Annotated in this window: 12 protein-coding genes; 4 read left to right on the top strand and 8 right to left on the bottom strand. The window is 52.8% G+C overall.

All coding sequences use genetic code 11. The features are described from left to right. Nucleotides 1-44: 44 nt before the first annotated feature. The 4 genes from RID21_RS24950 to RID21_RS24935 form a co-directional block, all read right to left on the bottom strand. Nucleotides 45-1,448, bottom strand: coding sequence for a DUF1501 domain-containing protein (locus tag RID21_RS24950; RefSeq protein WP_350193666.1), 1,404 nt, complete (start codon nucleotides 1,446-1,448; stop codon nucleotides 45-47). A 327-nt stretch (nucleotides 1,449-1,775) separates the two neighbouring features. Continuing rightward, nucleotides 1,776-2,087: a P-II family nitrogen regulator gene (locus tag RID21_RS24945; RefSeq protein WP_350193664.1), complete on the bottom strand. Its 312-nt coding sequence runs from the start codon at nucleotides 2,085-2,087 to the stop codon at nucleotides 1,776-1,778. Nucleotides 2,088-2,163: 76 nt separating this feature from the next. After that, a complete protein-coding gene (locus RID21_RS24940; RefSeq protein ID WP_350193662.1) occupies nucleotides 2,164-3,417 on the bottom strand; it encodes a sodium-dependent bicarbonate transport family permease in 1,254 nt (417 codons plus the stop codon). A gap of 313 nt (nucleotides 3,418-3,730) precedes the next feature. After that, nucleotides 3,731-4,702, bottom strand: coding sequence for a magnesium transporter CorA family protein (locus RID21_RS24935; protein WP_350193660.1), 972 nt, complete (start codon nucleotides 4,700-4,702; stop codon nucleotides 3,731-3,733). 404 nt (nucleotides 4,703-5,106) lie between these two features. Here RID21_RS24935 and RID21_RS24930 point away from each other — a divergent pair, with 404 nt between their 5' ends. Next, on the top strand, nucleotides 5,107-6,537 hold the full coding sequence (locus RID21_RS24930) for a carbohydrate porin (RefSeq protein ID WP_350193658.1): 1,431 nt from the start codon (nucleotides 5,107-5,109) through the stop codon (nucleotides 6,535-6,537). A gap of 72 nt (nucleotides 6,538-6,609) precedes the next feature. Here RID21_RS24930 and RID21_RS24925 read toward each other — a convergent pair whose 3' ends face one another. Then, nucleotides 6,610-8,133, bottom strand: coding sequence for a protocadherin (locus tag RID21_RS24925; protein WP_350193656.1), 1,524 nt, complete (start codon nucleotides 8,131-8,133; stop codon nucleotides 6,610-6,612). Nucleotides 8,134-8,190: 57 nt separating this feature from the next. Further along, nucleotides 8,191-9,033, bottom strand: coding sequence for a YybH family protein (locus RID21_RS24920; RefSeq protein WP_350193654.1), 843 nt, complete (start codon nucleotides 9,031-9,033; stop codon nucleotides 8,191-8,193). 854 nt (nucleotides 9,034-9,887) lie between these two features. Here RID21_RS24920 and RID21_RS24915 point away from each other — a divergent pair. The 3 genes from RID21_RS24915 to RID21_RS24905 all read left to right on the top strand — a co-directional run bounded on the left by RID21_RS24915 (nucleotide 9,888) and on the right by RID21_RS24905 (nucleotide 15,402). Then, nucleotides 9,888-12,581, top strand: a complete 2,694-nt coding sequence (locus tag RID21_RS24915) for an arylsulfatase (RefSeq protein ID WP_350193652.1) — start codon at nucleotides 9,888-9,890, stop codon at nucleotides 12,579-12,581. 201 nt (nucleotides 12,582-12,782) lie between these two features. Continuing rightward, nucleotides 12,783-14,129, top strand: coding sequence for a DUF1501 domain-containing protein (locus RID21_RS24910; protein WP_350193650.1), 1,347 nt, complete (start codon nucleotides 12,783-12,785; stop codon nucleotides 14,127-14,129). 457 nt (nucleotides 14,130-14,586) lie between these two features. Beyond that, complete coding sequence (locus RID21_RS24905; protein ID WP_350193648.1) at nucleotides 14,587-15,402, top strand: hypothetical protein; 816 nt, start codon at nucleotides 14,587-14,589, stop codon at nucleotides 15,400-15,402. Between the two features lie 89 nt (nucleotides 15,403-15,491). On the opposite strand, the gene RID21_RS24900 is transcribed toward RID21_RS24905, so the two are convergent. Together RID21_RS24900 and RID21_RS24895 are read right to left on the bottom strand one after the other, a co-directional pair. Beyond that, complete coding sequence (locus RID21_RS24900) at nucleotides 15,492-15,704, bottom strand: hypothetical protein (RefSeq protein ID WP_350193646.1); 213 nt, start codon at nucleotides 15,702-15,704, stop codon at nucleotides 15,492-15,494. Nucleotides 15,705-15,777: 73 nt separating this feature from the next. After that, nucleotides 15,778-16,029: hypothetical protein (locus tag RID21_RS24895; protein ID WP_350193644.1), on the bottom strand; the 252-nt coding region annotated here is incomplete at its 5' end.

Genomic DNA, 16,029 nt, shown 5'->3' with positions numbered 1-16,029 from the left:
GGGAATGCAAAGAGGTGTATGAACCTGCAGATCCCGGGGCGAACTCAGAAGAGTTCGGTGATCGGTCTGGATTTGTCGAGCAGGAAGTAGAGTCGGCCGAGTTTGTCGTACGCGGTCAGGTCGTGAATGCCCATCGCGTGGTAGACCGTATGTGTGATGTCGGCGGGGGTGACCGGTTTGTCTTTGGGATATTCTCCATGCTTGTCGCTGGCACCAAAGGTCTGTCCCCCCTGAATACCGCCGCCCGCGAGGACATCAGTCAGACAGTGCGTCCAGTGATCACGGCCCGCGCCCGATTTGCCGCCGGAACGGGGATCGCCGATTTTTGGTTTGCGACCCATTTCACTGGTGACGAGGACCAGCGTGTCATCGATGAGTCCCCGCTCGGCGAGGTCTTCGATGAGTGCGGAGTAGGCACGATCGAATTCGGGCAGCAGGTCTTCTTTGAGGCACTGGAAATTGTTGCCGTGGGTATCCCAGCTGCCGGCGCTCTTACACTTCTTGCCGAGGGCTCTGAGATCGCCTTTCCAGAAGACGGTAATGAAGGGGACACCGACTTCCACCAGACGACGGGCAACGAGCAGGCTCATGCCGTTGATGGTTTTGCCGTAGCGTTCGAGTGTGGCCGGTTTTTCCTGCTGCACATCAAAGGCGGAGGTGGACTGGGCAGACATCAACAGCGACAGGGCGCGTTCCTGGTGCTGATTCATCGTGGAGATGCTGGCGAAGTCGTCGAACTGCCGCCGGGCGGAATCGAGCTGTTCGAGCAGGGAAATGCGATCGGTGAGCCGGTCTGCGGTGATGCCGCCTTCCAGCGAGAGTGCGGGACCGCGGAGCTTCAGAGGTTCTTCACGTGTGCCCTGGATATACATCGGATCGTGTTCGACGCCCAGGCGGGCAGCGAACTGACCGGGGCGGGTATACGGGGCGCGGCTGGGCATGTGCGGCAGCGAGATGGCGTTGGGCAGATTCGGATGCGCGGGGCGCCGGGAGGCGACCACGGAACCCATGTAAGGCCAGTCGTCCGGCTGGGGCGTGCGGTTGTTCCCTTTGGTGACGAAGGTCTGATCGGGAATATGTCCGGTGAGGTTGTAGTAATATCCGGCGTGGTGATCGTTGGTGTTGACGGTGCCTCCGACCGAATTGACCAGTGCCAGATGATGCGCCTGTTTGGCGAGCAGGGGCAGGTGTTCGGAGAGGTGGACTCCCGGTGCGGAAGTCTGGATCGGTTGAAACGGGCCTCGGTAATCCAGGGGGGCTTCCGGCTTCATATCCCACATATCCATATGCGATGCACCACCACACAGGAAGAACAGAATCGTTGATTTAGCGGGTTTTCTGCCTGGGGTTGTGGGAGCCGGAGCAGCGGAAACGGCGGGGGTGGGAGAGCCGAATGTCATCCCGGCAAAGCCGAGACCGGACGCGACCAGAAATTGACGCCGTTGCATAACCCGTTCCTCACTCTGAACTTCAGGCCTGTTGCTGGCCTGGAATGTGATTGCAGCGAACCAGGGACGCGTGAACTGAGACGTGGCCGTGGCGCGCAGACTGAACGCATCAATATGCTAACATGTGATAGTGTGTCTGTCCAGCACGGGTTTTGAGGAAGGGTGCCGTTCTCCAGGATGGGTGATCTGCGGCTGGAGTGGGGGGTAAGATATTTAAAATTCGTAGTCGCCAGTCACCTGTCATGCTAGCTACCCGCCAAAGTAAGCACATGAAGGTGACTGGCAAACTACGAAATCTGCCGTCGCGAAAGGGTTGGTTTACCCGTTTCAGGCGATGAATTTGTTAGGGTCTCGGACACGCACGGATTCCAGGTAGGCGGAAATCGCATGGGATTCGAAGCGAGGCTGCCGACAGTAATCGACGATCGATTCGGCGATCTCTTCAGTGGTGATAATTTCAATGCGGGTCTGGGAGTGTCCGATAAAGGGCTCGTCGTAGACCTGGTGGTGACCCTGTCCCCAGCAGTTCATACAGGTAAAGCCTTTGATTCCCAGTTCGCGGAACGCGTTTAAGAGTTCCTGTTCGAAATGGGTTTCGGTGATGACAATGACTTTGGTTAATTCGGTGGTGGTAGCCATGTCGTGGTTTCCTGTGAGACTGGGCTCGATACTTTCTCTGGTTTCAACGGTGATTTAATCAGTGGGGTAAAGTTGGTTATGCTACGGGTAAGGTTTTCATGACCAGCTCGGCGATGAGCATATAAACCGGGATTCCGATCGTCACGTTGTAAGTGAAGGTCAGACCAAGCGAAGCTGCCAGGGGTAGCGTCGGGCTGGCTTCAGGGATGGCCAGTCTCTGGACCGCGGGTACTGCGATGTACGAGGCAGCGGCACACAGGACTGAGAACAGAGCGTAGGTTCCCAGATCAAAGGGCTGTCCCAGGGCCATGCTGTAGCCGTGAGCCACGAGAATGCCGAACAAAGCAAACAGGTTGGGGCAGAGCAGTGCAAACATGATGAACCGCCAGCCGGCTGTTTTGAGGTCTTTCAGGCGACGACAGGCTGTGATGCCCATTTCCAGCAGGAAGAGACAGAGCATTCCGTGGAAGATATTCACAAACAGGGTGTCATCCAGGCTGGTGACTGCTTTGCCCTGCAGGCGTCCGAGGAAGCCGATGATAATCCCACCGAACAGGAGGTAGAGTCCCGGGTTCAGGAAGACTTCGTGCAGGAGTTCTTTGCTGAAGATCGGTTTTTTCTGTTCTGCGACTTCCACGTCCAGTTGAGCAGCCAGTTCGCGACGGGCTGCCGTTTTCGCGGCGACGGCGGTCTGAGTGTGAGTCGTTCCGGTAGACTGGTGGCCGACCGATGCACCTTCGCTACTGACAGAGACTTCTTCTCCGTCGGTACCTTCCAGGACCGGTGCGGAATGCGGAGGCTGATAGTCTGCTTCATGAGGCATGTTTCCGTGAGCATCCATCCCTTTCTGTCGCAGACGCGAGACGAGATAGAGGGCGACCAGACAACCGGGAATTTCCATGACCGCCAGCATCACAGGCATGTAAGCCGCGTAAGCGATTTGTGCTGCAGTGATGACACCCAGGCAGGTTACGAAGGTACCGGCTGAGTCGGATCCGTAGAAACCGGCCACGGTGGCGGCGTCGATCTGACGCAGCTTGGTGGTTTTTTGCAGGAGGATATAGGCGAAAATCCCGATCATGAGATTTGCGAAAAAGCCGATGACCATGAATCCGAGTGCCTGCCCGAATTCGGAGATCGAGAGGGACGCCAGTTCTTCACCGCCGTGCCAGCCAATGGCAATCAGCAGGTAGAGGGTCAGACCCTGATAGACGGCTTTGGGAAACTCAAAGGGAACTTTGAGGATAGGAATCAGAAAGCCCATGTAAAAGAAAAGCAGCAGCGGTTTAAAGAGGTTATGCAGGAAATTGTCCAGAAAGGCCTCTAACATGGTTGTGTTCCTTGGGGGGCGGGTTTGGTCGGCGTCAGTGCCGCTGGGGGGCGCATTTATTTGCACGTTGACTGACCAACGTGGCGAGTATGACTGGGGGAGATGCAAGCAGTGTGCCGCAGAGGAAAAATAATCGGGGCTGGCACGTAGAGAGAGGGTTTTGGCCGGTTTTCTGCCTGAGATACAGATCCAGTTATCTGAAATAATTTTTCGCAAGGGAGAGGAGTGAACCAGATTTTGCAGCAAGGGCGTGCAAAGACTTGCAGGGTGCGTGCAGCATCTTGCGTGTAAGGGGCGGGGGGAAGTGATGTGATCAGCTTTTGTCAAACCAGCCACGGAGATAGAAGTAACCGGCTGTGATGAAAGCCGTTGCCAGCATGATTCCGATGACGATCAGGTATCCGGATTTGATTCCCATCCCCGGCAGATCGTTGAAATTCATGCCGTAGAGTCCGGAGATTAATGTCAGGGGAAGAAAAACTGCAGAAAGGATCGTCAGGAACTGCAGTCGGCTTTCGACGCGGCTCTGCACGAGGGCGTCATAATCCCGCTGCAGGCTGTTCACCCGGTCGGCTGTGCCGGCGATGATCTGTCCGGCAAGTCCCGAGAGCTGCAACGTATCGCCGAAGAACCGGGACTGCTCACTGAAGCGAAAGGCAGCCGATTCGACGGTTTGCAGGACGCCTGCACAATAAGCGTGGTCATCGTGGACTGCAGCGTAATGACTGATCTTTCGGCGGAGCACGGCAATTTTTTGGGGATCGAGGGCATCCGGATTTTCATGGCAGGCCTGATCCAGCTGTTCTGATTCTGCGCGGACCCGCAGGGCCGCGTTCACAGTCTGTTTCCCGATTTCGACCAGCAGATAGTAGAGCAGAGCCGAAGAGTTATTGGAGTAGAGGGGGACATCGCCATCCAGGTCCCGAATGACGTCCTCAATTGTATGCAGTTTATCTCGATGGATTGTGATGACTGTCGACTGCAGGCAGAGAAAAGAAACGTAAGGTTTTTCCGTCTGGTCCCAGCCCAGGTGCGTGGGGACTTCCATGTAGAGGGCTGTTTTTTGCGACATGAAACGTTCGCTACGTTCCGGTGTGAGACAGGCTGCCAGCACTTCCGGTCGCAAATGAAACGGAGTGAGCAGTTGATTCAGTTCCTGGGGAGTCGCGGCCTCGATATCGATCCAGCGATGCACGTCATCTTCTACCCAGGAGGCGGAAAGAGTGGTTTCGGGTAACGGAAGCAGTGTGGAATTATCGCTGATGCCAAACACGCGTATTTTCATGGTTATTTTCCCAGTGTTCCAACAGTACAGTTTTCAGTTTCGCGATCAGGACGGGGGGACTGTTTCAGGTAACCCGATGGATTGTGAATTGGAGTCTTGTGTTTCGGTCAAGATGACATAAGCAGATTCAAAGCACAACCAGGTTCGGAACGGTAGTAATATTATCTGTTGTGTCTATATCTGTACATTTCGGTTTGCCGCCAGCCAGATGATAACCGTTACAACCGATATAACCAGACTACTGACTGTGAATGCTGTGTGAAATCAGGTTCCGGTGCACTGGTTCAGGTCTAATTCTGTCGATTTAAGTGAAGTTATCGGTTTCGTACAACAGAGGGGCAAGGCTCTCTGCTGTTTCTCAGCGAAACGATTTTCATGCTGGCCCATTTCAGAAGAAGCGAATTATGAAGTCCGGTGTAATCAGTGTGGTTCTGCTGTCGATCAGTCTGGCATGTGTTTCTGTTCGCGCGGACGAGCCTGCGCCGCTGTTGATATCAGAAGCAGCATTGGAGGGCAATGATCTGCTGAATGATTCTGCGCTGACGCCGATCAGTCATCTTGCGGGGCAGGAGGCTTGCTGCGAATCGACAGACGGCGGTTGCCTGGGCGACGAATGTGTGGGGGCTACCGATTGTGGCTATGAATGTTCCGAGTCTCTTTTGTCACGAGAATATCTGACGGGTGATCTGTTTGGTGCGCGTTCCGGGCTGGCAGAGCATGGGGTGATTGCGGATATTCAGTTGACGCAGTTCTACCAGGGGGTTGCCAGTGGCGGTCGCAGACGACATTTTCTGTATGGCGGCAAAGGAGACTATATCTTCACGTTTCAGGGTGAGAAGCTGGGATTGAATAAAGGGTTCTCGGCAATTCTGCATGCGGAGACCCGGTTTGGCGATGACATCAACGCCTCGGCCGGGGCATTGAGTCTGCCGAACGGAAGTATGCTCTATCCGTTGCCCGGTCAGCATCAGACGGCAATTACCAATCTGATGTTCATCCAGGCATTGAGTGAGAACTTCGCGTTGACAGCAGGTAAGTATAACCTGCTCGACCTGTGGAACATGATCTATCCCAATACAGGTCGGGGAATCAACGGGTTTATGAACGTATCACTGATTGCCCCGACGCCGATTGTCCGCACGACGAACCTGTCGATTAATGGGGCGGGAGCACTGGGTTTGCATGAAGGACAGATTCAGAGTGCCCTGCTGGTTTATGATACGACCAATTCATCCACGACTGCCGGGCTGGATGATCTGTTTGATAAAGGGGCCGTCGTGCTGGGGTACGGGCGGATCTTTACTGAGTGGCGCGGCCACGCCGGTTCACATGCGCTGCTGGGGAACTGGAGCAGCCGGACTTACACCTCAGTCGATCCTACCAGCTGGACCGTGATCCCCGGGCAGGGGGTAGTTGCCGCCGGACAGCAGACCGGTTCGTGGACACTGAGTTATATTCTCGATCAGGAATTGTGGTCTGACTGCTGTAATGATCAACGCAACGTCCGGCTGATGAGTCAGTGGATGCTCGCCGATGGCAATCCCAATCCGTACAGCTGGAGCGGTAATGTGGCATTACAGGCCAATGGATTATTCCGCTGTCGCGAACAGGACTCATTGGGGATTGGGTATTTCTACGATGCACTGAGCGGGAATTATAAATCGCTGGTCAGCTCCATTGTAACGGCCCGCGATGTGCAGGGAGTGGAACTCTACTACAACATGGCGTGGACCCCCTGGTTCCATGTGACCGCCGATCTGCAGGTGCTGGAAGACGCCAACGCTGCGGATGATACCTCAGTTCTGCCAGGCTTGCGGGCCAATTTGAGATTTTAGAGTTCACTATCAGAACTAATTACTCAATCGTTTTTCTGACTTAAATCATAGCAATCCGTTTTCCAGCTGAGTTTAGTTCTTCCCGGCCGTATCATTGTCTTTTTGCTTCAACCTCACCATCAACCATTGCTGTGTCTTATCTTTTCCGATATGCAACAATAGCGGCGCTTCATCTTTGGTCAGGTTATAAATCCCGGTGTCGTAGACTTTGCTTTGATCATCACCCACAGTCCAGGCGGCACGTTGCGTTTTCTTGTCAACTGCGCCCTGGATCTGTTGTGATTTGCCGGTTTTCGTATTACTCAGATTTCCTCGGATGATTCCCTGAGGGTCTACGGCCAACTGCATCACTAAATCAGAATTCGTTTGGGTAGTTTGACCGGTTTGTGATAGCGCAAAGACCCCCAATGGCATCCAGTTTTGCTGATCGCTGGAACTGGCCATTGCTCCGCTGGCAGCCAGTTGACTGGCCTGTTGTGTATATTGCTCTGCAGTTCCCATATCCTGATTATTGACGTAGACGCTGTTATTCTGGTATTGCACAGTATTTCCATAGTCATAATAGTCCGGTTTCGAATTGACTAAAGTTAACCAGGCCAGCATCGAATTCCAGCTGCAGGTATTCCAGGCATATCCAGCAGGCCAACTGGGGACAGACCAGGTTCCGGGATGTGCTCGATACCAGTTGGGATTGAACAGATCATAATTGTGAAATCCGTCTCGTAGCGCCGCTCCATGATAATACCGGGTGGAAGGTGGCACATGCATAAAACCAGCTGCATACCCCTTTTCGGCACTACGGGCAATTGCCCCGTTCCTGTCTCTACCATCTGCTCCAATGGCCTCTTTGACAGGAGTTGAATTTCCACGAGCTCTGGCAAGTTCATCCGCTCTGGCTCTTTCCGCTTCATTATCGGTAAGCAAGTTTTCTGGTCTTGCACCAGGAGTCAGCGACCGATTGAGAGTGTCACGCCCACTGAAATCCTGGAAATAGGGATGCGCGTTTGTAACAGTATGTTGCCCTGCATCGGAAGGAAGCCCCGGAAAATGATGCAAACCCTGATTCATCGGCAGTTGATTGAACCGATTAAGATTCGCTGGATTACTTTGCTGAATCGATCGACTTTGGTTTCCTGGGTTTGCTGAAAACCAGGCATCTGGTCTGTTTTGACTGGAAGCTGTCCTGCTTTGGCTGGGAGAATGAAAGCGGTTGGCATAGTTTGAGAACTGATTCCCGCCAGAGTTGCCTCCATATGCTCTGGCCCCGGAACTAAAGTTGCGAGTAGAATCCCGGCTACTGAAACTATTCTCACCACCACGTGAATTACCTCCTCTGAAAGAACTCTCGTTCTCATGAGAACCACGACTCCCTCCGAATTGCCCCTGTCGAGAACCTCCGCCAAAAGAGCTGCGGCTACCTTGAAAACCACCGCTGAAACTTCTACCGCCACCACGAGAACCACCACTGAAACCTCCCCCTCGAGACCCACCTCCGTGAAAGCCACCACCCCCGAAGCCGCGCGCCCAAGACAGTGAAATGTCGGGATTCAAAAAACAGAACGCTCCGGCTGCTAGCAAAGTAAGAAAAAATCTCATATTCATGGTCCCCAAAACAGTCGTTTATGTTCAAATGGTGTTCTCACAGGTACAGCATTACTTTTGGCGTTTGGATACCACTTCGAGCGCGTCCGGCAGTTCGACTCCATTGGCCCATCGATTCACAGATTGCCAACGGCATCCGTTTTCATCAATCTTTGTCAGGATATCATTGGAACTGGTCAACACGCCGCTGGCAGTTACCCCTCGTGATTCAATTGCCCAGCCTTGGGGGACCGGCGTCCAGATCCCCACTGCGTGCCCCCCATCCGCATTAAAAGTCCAGGACATGATGTCTTCGCTAAGTGGATCGACGCCAATGATCTGCATACCGACGGCCTGGGTTTTGCTACCCGATTTTGAAGTAAAAGTTCGTTGAATAAATTTTTTACCAGGCATCCAGTGATAGACTGTCATTAAGGTCACTCCTTCATTTTCAACAGCCCAAGTCCCGATAAGCCACTCCAGATCCATCAGTTTGTCTTGTGGCACAGTCGGAGGCTTCACGAATTCTTCTTTGACACTGACCGTCTGCCACTTTCCGTCCCGCTCCATGTGTATGGCTGTATAGTGACCGTAATCCGGAACTGCCCCGGGCGTAGTCACTATTGTGCGTCCTTCTTCTATCGCCAGATTTTCACCAATCTGTCGTACAGAATCGATTGAAAGCTGAAGCTTCGCCCCTTTGTTTTTCGTAAAGTAGTCTGTATATGCTCTCTGGATTTCCGCTCTACCTGCCAGTCGCAGACCATTTGAGTCAATCAACTCTCCCTCTGGAGCCCAGAAGCTGGCTACTTTTGCTGCATTCCCTTCTTCGAAGGCCTTTTGAAAGGCTGCTTCCATTTTTTTGATAGCTTGTTCCGCATCTGAAGTCAGTGCATGATCCTGCTGTTTTTTCACAGTCGGATTTCTGCTGTTGCCTGATGCTGGCTTCTTTGGTGACTGTGCCTGTAAAACGGAACTGCACAGCACGAAGAGTAAAATAAGAATAAAGAGCGTCGGCCCGGATCGAACCAGTTGTTGCAGAAGATTCATTCAGACTGCTTTCAGAAATGACATAGATAATGAAGCAAAGAATAAGTGAGATTGACTAGATGTTTTGGTCGTCAGCAGAGCACCTGCTAAAACTGGACCTGTCACTCAGATTTTAATTATGACACTCTCGGATTAGAATCGCAAACTATTTAAGTGCGATCTAAAGCAGAGTCCCTAAAAAACTGGGGAACTGCTGCAATACAAGCTCAATCTATTCCAGATGAGCCAGTAGTTGTTCGTTAATGGTAAACCGAATCCGTATTGCTGGAGAGTGAAAGACGCACTTTGCTCCAGTGGTTTATTTGCCTGTCGCGATCTGGAATGACTCGGGCTGAGGGGAGAATACTATGAACTTAGCAGCGATTTCATCTTGTTTCGATCTGACCCGCGATTCTAATTTGCGGATGACTGCTCCCTCAGTTTCCCCTGACTCAACCTTGTTGTGCGCAATGAATCTATCTCTATTTCTTCAAATGTCTGCTGCTCCTTTTCTGTGTGAATGTTAATTCATCTAAAATACATCAAGATGTAATTGTCATTTATTTTGCTCAGGATAGAATGAGGTCTGACACTTCTGATCCTCCTGCCAGCTATTCGGTGGGAAGTAATCAGAGATGTGAGCAAGCGTGCGTGTTGCGTTCTCGATGCATGTCGTATTCAACTCAACGCTGCTTGTGAGAACTTTTCAACAGTGAATTACGGGCCTGGGGAGATGCAAGATGAAAACGCTGCTTACTGACTTGAATTCTTTCGTCGTATTATTCTGCCTGACGTTGGGGATGCCCGGCTTATTTGTGGGTTGTTCCGGGGAGCTGTCTCGTACTGCCTCTGCCCAGGTGGCGGATCAGGTTGATCAGTCGGAAACTGTCACGACACAGGCCCCCGCTCCGCAATCGTCGAAATCGTTCACGCCCCAGACAACGGGGGTGATCGGTTCTCCCAGTGCAACGACGACCATTGACGGTAAACAACTGCCTGCACCCGCCCCGAAATTCGAGGGCGTGATCAAGGACAACGCGTTGCAGTCGAAAGAGTGGTGGGCGCCGCGGATTGTGCCGCCCAAGGAAGCGCCGAATATTCTGCTGATCATGACGGACGACGCGGGCTTCGGTGTGCCCAGCACGTTCGGTGGTGTGATTCCGACGCCGACGATGGATCGGATTGCGAAAGCGGGCCTGCGTTATAACCGTGTGTTTTCGACTTCGTTATGTTCGCCGACCCGGGCAGCGTTGATTACCGGACGGAATCATCATTCCGTAGGGTTTGGTGTGATTGCAGAACAGGCCACCGGGTTCCCTGGCTATAACAGCGTGATTGGCCAGAACAACGCGACCATTGGTCGGATTCTGCGCGACAACGGCTATGCAACCTCCTGGTTTGGCAAAGATCACAACACGCCGACTTACGAAGCGAGCCAGGTGGGTCCCTTCACCCAGTGGCCAACAGGGATGGGCTTTGATTACTTCTATGGATTTGTAGGAGGCGACGCCAACCAGTGGGGGCCGAACCTGTTTCGGAATACGACGCAGATTTATCCGTGGACGGGGCACGAAGGGACGTTGAAGATGGATCGCTCCGATCCCAAAGCAGAGGTCTGGCCCGTCACCGGCAAAGAGAGCAAGTGGAATCTGATCACCGCGATGGCCGACGATGCGATCGACTGGATGACGCGAATTCACCAGAGCGACCCGAGTCAGCCGATCTTTATGCACTATGTGCCGGGGGCCTCACACGCGCCGCACCATCCGAAAAAAGAATGGGTGGATAAGATTCATGAGATGCATCTGTTTGACGACGGCTACGAAAAGTTGCGCGAGCGGATCTTCGCCAATCAAAAACGACTCGGGGTCATTTCACCGGATCTGGAGCTCACTCCGTGGCCGAAAGAGATGCTGAAACCCTGGGATGAGTTATCACCGGAAGCCCAGAAGCTCTTTATCCGTCAGGTCGAAGTATTTGCAGCCTACGTGGCGTATAACGACTATGAAATGGGCCGCGTGATCCAGGCGTTTGAAGACCTGGGCAAACTTGAAAACACAATTGTCATCTACCAGAACGGCGATAATGGCACCAGTGCCGAAGGGGGGCCGGAGGGAACCTTCAGCGAGGTGGCTTTCTTTAACGGGGTGGCACCACCGGTGGATGTGCAGATGAAGTTCTATGATGCCTGGGGAACCGAATTTGCCTACAACCATATGTCGGCCGGCTGGTCCTGGGCCTTTGACACGCCGTTCGACTGGTTCAAACAGAATGCGTCGCGGCTCGGTGGAATCAATCAGAATATGGTGATCTCCTGGCCGAAACGGATTAAAGACCAGGGAGGGCTGCGGGAGCAGTTCGTGCATGTGATCGACTATGTGCCGACGCTGCTGGAAGTGACTGGCATTGCTGCACCGGAATATGTGGACGGCATTAAGCAGAGACCGATTGAGGGAACAAGCTTCGCTTACACCTTCGACAAAGCAAACGCCGAGGCACCGTCTCAGCACAAAACCCAGTACTTCGAAATGATGGGCCAGTGGGCGATGTATCATGATGGCTGGTTCATGAGTACGAAAGTGAACCGCGCGCCCTGGCAGGCGTTCTCGGCAGCGAACCCGGACCCGCTGAATAACCAGACCTTTCAGCTCTACAACCTGAATACCGACTGGAACCAGACCAGCGACATCGCCGCGGAACATCCCGAGAAGGTCAAAAACATGCGGGCGATGTTCCTGGAAGAAGCGAAAAAATACCAGGTTCTACCGTTGAATGCATCAGTCGGAGCCCGTGTTGCGGCCCAGCGACCGAGCCTGACCGCGGGGCGAAAGGAACTGGTCTATACGCGGCCCATGACAGGGCTGCCGCAGGGGGATGCGCCTTATCTGCTGGATACATCCTACACGGTCAAAGCGGACATCACCGTACCGGAAGGGGGCGCCGAGGGTATGATCGTCACTTCCGGCGGACGCTTTGCCGGCTGGGGGTTCTATCTGCTCGAAGGCAAACCGGTCTTTCTCTGGAATCTACTGGATCTGCAGCGGCCCAAATGGGAAGCCACCGAGGCGCTCTCCCCCGGCCGACACATTCTGGAGTTTGACTTCAAATACGATGGCACCGGCCTGGGTACGATGGCCTATAACAATTTCTCCGGAATTGGTAAAAGCGGAACCGGTACACTCAAGGTGGACGGTAGAGTGGTGTCCACGCAGAAGATGGAGAAAACGATTCCCATCATTTTGCAGTGGGACGAAAGTTTCGACATCGGCTCCGATACGATTACCGGCGTGAACGACGCGGATTACACGCCACCGTTCCCGTTGACCGCACAGTTCAATAAACTGACAATCACGATTGACCGACCGAAATTGTCGCCGGAGGAAATCAAGAAGCTTGAAGAGGGTTTGAAGAAAATGGAGGCGGGTCGGGAATAGTATCACGCGCGATTGAGATTGCCCGTATTGATCCATTTTTCTCTACGGTCATCCTGGGAGTAGATACGCGTCAATGGACGAATGGATTCCGGTTCACCTCGAACGGTAGATATCGGTATCATTTTATGCATGGTCTGTGTATCATCGGGAGACTCAACGGAGTGTGGGTTTCATTATTCCTGGTTTCCCGGAACAGGCAGCATGCTGAAAATTGAAGGCCGTGCCACGAAATTTTGTGATCAAATCTCCCGCCGCTCTTTCCTACAGATTGGCGGGCTGGCGATGGGGGGCTTATCGCTGCCTCAATTGCTGCAGGCCGAGCAGCAGAATCCGCAGCGTCAGTCTCACAAAGCCGTGATCATGATCTTCCTGAATGGGGGACCGCCGCATCAGGACATGTTCGACCTGAAGCCCGATGCCCCCGCCGAGATTCGCGGTGAGTTTCAACCGATTGCGACCAATGTGCCCGGCATTGAAATCAGCGAGTTGATGCCTCGCGTCGCGGGGATGATGGACAAGTTCTCGATCATCCGTTCGCTCGTGGGTTCCGAAGGCCGGCACGATTCCTTTCAATGCTGCACCGGCCATCAGTTCCGAGATCCCAAACCGCAGGGGGGCTGGCCGTCCATGGGGTCGGCACTCTCCAAACTGCAGGGGGCCGTTGATCCTTCCGTGCCCCCTTATATTGATCTGTCGCAGAAGATGGCGCACGATCCTTATAACATTAAGGGGCCGGGCTTCCTGGGAATGGCGCATGCACCGTTTCGCCCTGATGGCGAGGTGATGAGCAACATGACGCTGAATTCGATTTCCACGGTCCGTCTGCACGAGCGGACCAGGCTGCTGGAAGAACTCGATACGTTTCGGCGGAAGGTCGATCAGAAACTGGCCGCCGAGTCCAGCGACAACTTTACCGAACAGGCATTGGGCGTGTTGACGTCGTCCCGGCTGGTGGAAGCGCTGGACCTGGAGAAAGTCGATCCGCAAGTCCGGGCCCGGTATGGAATCGACGATCCGACAGTGCTGGGCTTCGATCCCAAGATGGGCTACCAGGCGCTGATGTCCCGGTTCCTGCAGGCGCGACGTGCTGTGGAAGCAGGAGCCCGGATGGTGACCTGCAGTTTCGCTGACTTCGATTACCACAGCGATAACTTCGGCAGAGGCCGCAAAGTGATTCCGTTACTGGATCAGGGCGTGGCGGCGCTGGTCGAAGATCTGCATGAACGCGGTCTGGAGCAGGACGTGACGGTCATCGTGTGGGGCGAGTTTGGACGGACTCCCAAGATCAATGACAAAGCCGGTCGCGATCATTGGTCGCGCGTGCATGCGGGCCTGCTGGCGGGGGGCGGAATGCCAGCAGGGCAGGTGATCGGCTCGACGGATAAATGGGCCGAAGCCGCAGTCGACCGCCCCGTGCATATGCAGGAGGTCTTCGCCACGCTGTATCACAACCTGGGCATTGATCCTGCCACGACCACCATCCCGGACAACAATGGCCGTCCGCAATATCTGCTGGAACGCCAGGCACCGATTCGGGAACTGATCTGACGGCGGTTGGGTATTTCTTGAAGTAATTAAGGGGGCAGATCCAATGCTTCAAGCGATCTGCCACACCCCCTTTTATGCCTTCTTGTAACTTATCAGGAACTCGTGCTTTAAATTCATAGTCTGGTGGACTAAATTTATTTTAGAGAGAATCGAAATTGGTCTTTAAAATGATGGAAGCAGCTAGTACAAATCCAATGTCTACCATCTTCAGTGACATACCCTTCGTGTAGACACTCTGGCTCATCAGATCGGCAAAACTTGGACCAGCAGAACTCGCAATGGTCGTGCTCCCATTCAGAACTCGGTGGGGAATACTCACGCAATTCCAAAATGGCGTCCTTAAGGTATTTTTCCTGTCCGGTGATTCGCCAGTCACCATAATCGGAAGCGTTCATTCTTCTTCAAGTCCTTGGAATTAATAAAGGGAGCAGTTCTCATTAACAAGAGTGGCGTACAGATGATTTTGAGTCTCGTCAAAACCAGACGTTTCAGCGTGATCTGGATATTGTGTGCCCTGATCACTTTGTATGTCCTGGAAGTAAGGGGGGCTCTCTTTGGGGTTGCTAAAGGGTCGTTCGGTTATGATGGTACTCGCCTGAGCCTGTTCTGGCATCTCAGTGCAGCGAGTTTAATGGGATTTGTGCTTGCACTTGTTACGCTGCTGGCGATCGAAACCAAACGTTTTCGCGTGGTTTGGCTGATGTGTTCAATGATCGCTTTTTACACTCTGTTGTATTCCTACATGATTACTGCTTCGTTTCCATCGGAGTATAAAACTGAAGATGGCAGATCGGTTATCGGAAGTGACAGTTACATATTGGGTAACTGGTATGAATTGGAAATCAGGCGTGTTCTCTATGGGGATACTCCCGTGTTTATCGCACCTGATAATACTCTCCTGGTCCTGTTCTGGCATGTCATTGCAGCGTGTTTAGTGGGCCTTGTTTTCGCACCTGTTACGCTGATGGTCATTAAAACCAGACGTTTTCGCGCGGTTTGGCTATTGTGTTCATTGATCACTTTTTGCATTCTGTGGTTTTCATACCACCTTTATAATTCGTTTCCTGTCGCCTGCTTTGTCGCTTGCTCACTGGGTAACTGGTATGAATTGGAAATCAGGCGGGTGCTCTTTGGGGAGACTCCCGTGTTGATCTTCTCTGATAATACTCTCCTGACCCTGTTTTGGCATGTCAGTGCATCGTGTTTGATTGGGCTTGTGCTCGCACTTGTTTCTCTGATGGCAATCAAACCTGCTGACGAAGAAAAAGAGTAGCTGCAGAGGGTTTTGATAATATGAGCAGAAGAAGGTCATAGAACTAAAAATGAATTTAGAAGAAGAGCGGATTTACAATGTAAATGGATTTAAGGTTCCTGACACCTTTTACTCCACCCGTTGAGATTGACGATTTCGTAGAGGGTTGATCCCCAAGCGGTGTCGGAACGAACCCCTCCCCCCAGTTTCTCGATGCGCGAAACTGCATAATTCGTTGTGTCCAGGTGATAGATGATGAAACCGCCACCCACGACAATGAGACAGCCCATCATACACTCATAAATTACTTTGAGCTGTTTCATCTTAAGCGGGCCTTGTTAAAGAACTGGTGAGGTACCTGGAGTCCGGTTCAATCCTTTAAATACTACCTGTTGATTAATACTGTGCACAGGGGATTTTCGTGTCTTTCGTGACGTTCGTGGTTTGTAAACAGGAAGGGAAACCAGGGCCTGTTCCTCTTTGGTACTCCGTTTTTGTGAGCGGAATGGCGCTAGTAACTCCGCTCTTAAGTTCGTTCTCACCAGAAAGAATATTTACGCCGTCTTCCTGTTTTTTGTAGACCACCAGATTACTGGTGACAAAAATGCTCTTCCGAGGTCTGATGAGGAATCTCACCTCACCCACCAG

Origin of the sequence: Gimesia sp., from assembly GCF_040219335.1 — a bacterium.
In the GTDB taxonomy this organism is placed as follows: domain Bacteria; phylum Planctomycetota; class Planctomycetia; order Planctomycetales; family Planctomycetaceae; genus Gimesia.
The sequence above is the reverse complement of the archived record's forward strand: the minus strand, read 5'-3'. Positions and strand labels throughout refer to the sequence as shown.

Bases quoted from the DNA above. Each gene is read 5' to 3' on its own strand.
- RID21_RS24910 (WP_350193650.1), top strand. From the start codon at position 12,783: ATGCTGAAAATTGAAGGCCGTGCCACGAAATTTTGTGATCAAATCTCC.
- RID21_RS24930 (WP_350193658.1), top strand. From the start codon at position 5,107: ATGAAGTCCGGTGTAATCAGTGTGGTTCTGCTGTCGATCAGTCTGGCA.
- RID21_RS24945 (WP_350193664.1), bottom strand. From the start codon at position 2,087: ATGGCTACCACCACCGAATTAACCAAAGTCATTGTCATCACCGAAACC.
- RID21_RS24935 (WP_350193660.1), bottom strand. From the start codon at position 4,702: ATGAAAATACGCGTGTTTGGCATCAGCGATAATTCCACACTGCTTCCG.
- RID21_RS24905 (WP_350193648.1), top strand. From the start codon at position 14,587: ATGATTTTGAGTCTCGTCAAAACCAGACGTTTCAGCGTGATCTGGATA.
- RID21_RS24925 (WP_350193656.1), bottom strand. From the start codon at position 8,133: ATGAGATTTTTTCTTACTTTGCTAGCAGCCGGAGCGTTCTGTTTTTTG.
- RID21_RS24900 (WP_350193646.1), bottom strand. From the start codon at position 15,704: ATGAAACAGCTCAAAGTAATTTATGAGTGTATGATGGGCTGTCTCATT.
- RID21_RS24940 (WP_350193662.1), bottom strand. From the start codon at position 3,417: ATGTTAGAGGCCTTTCTGGACAATTTCCTGCATAACCTCTTTAAACCG.
- RID21_RS24915 (WP_350193652.1), top strand. From the start codon at position 9,888: ATGAAAACGCTGCTTACTGACTTGAATTCTTTCGTCGTATTATTCTGC.
- RID21_RS24950 (WP_350193666.1), bottom strand. From the start codon at position 1,448: ATGCAACGGCGTCAATTTCTGGTCGCGTCCGGTCTCGGCTTTGCCGGG.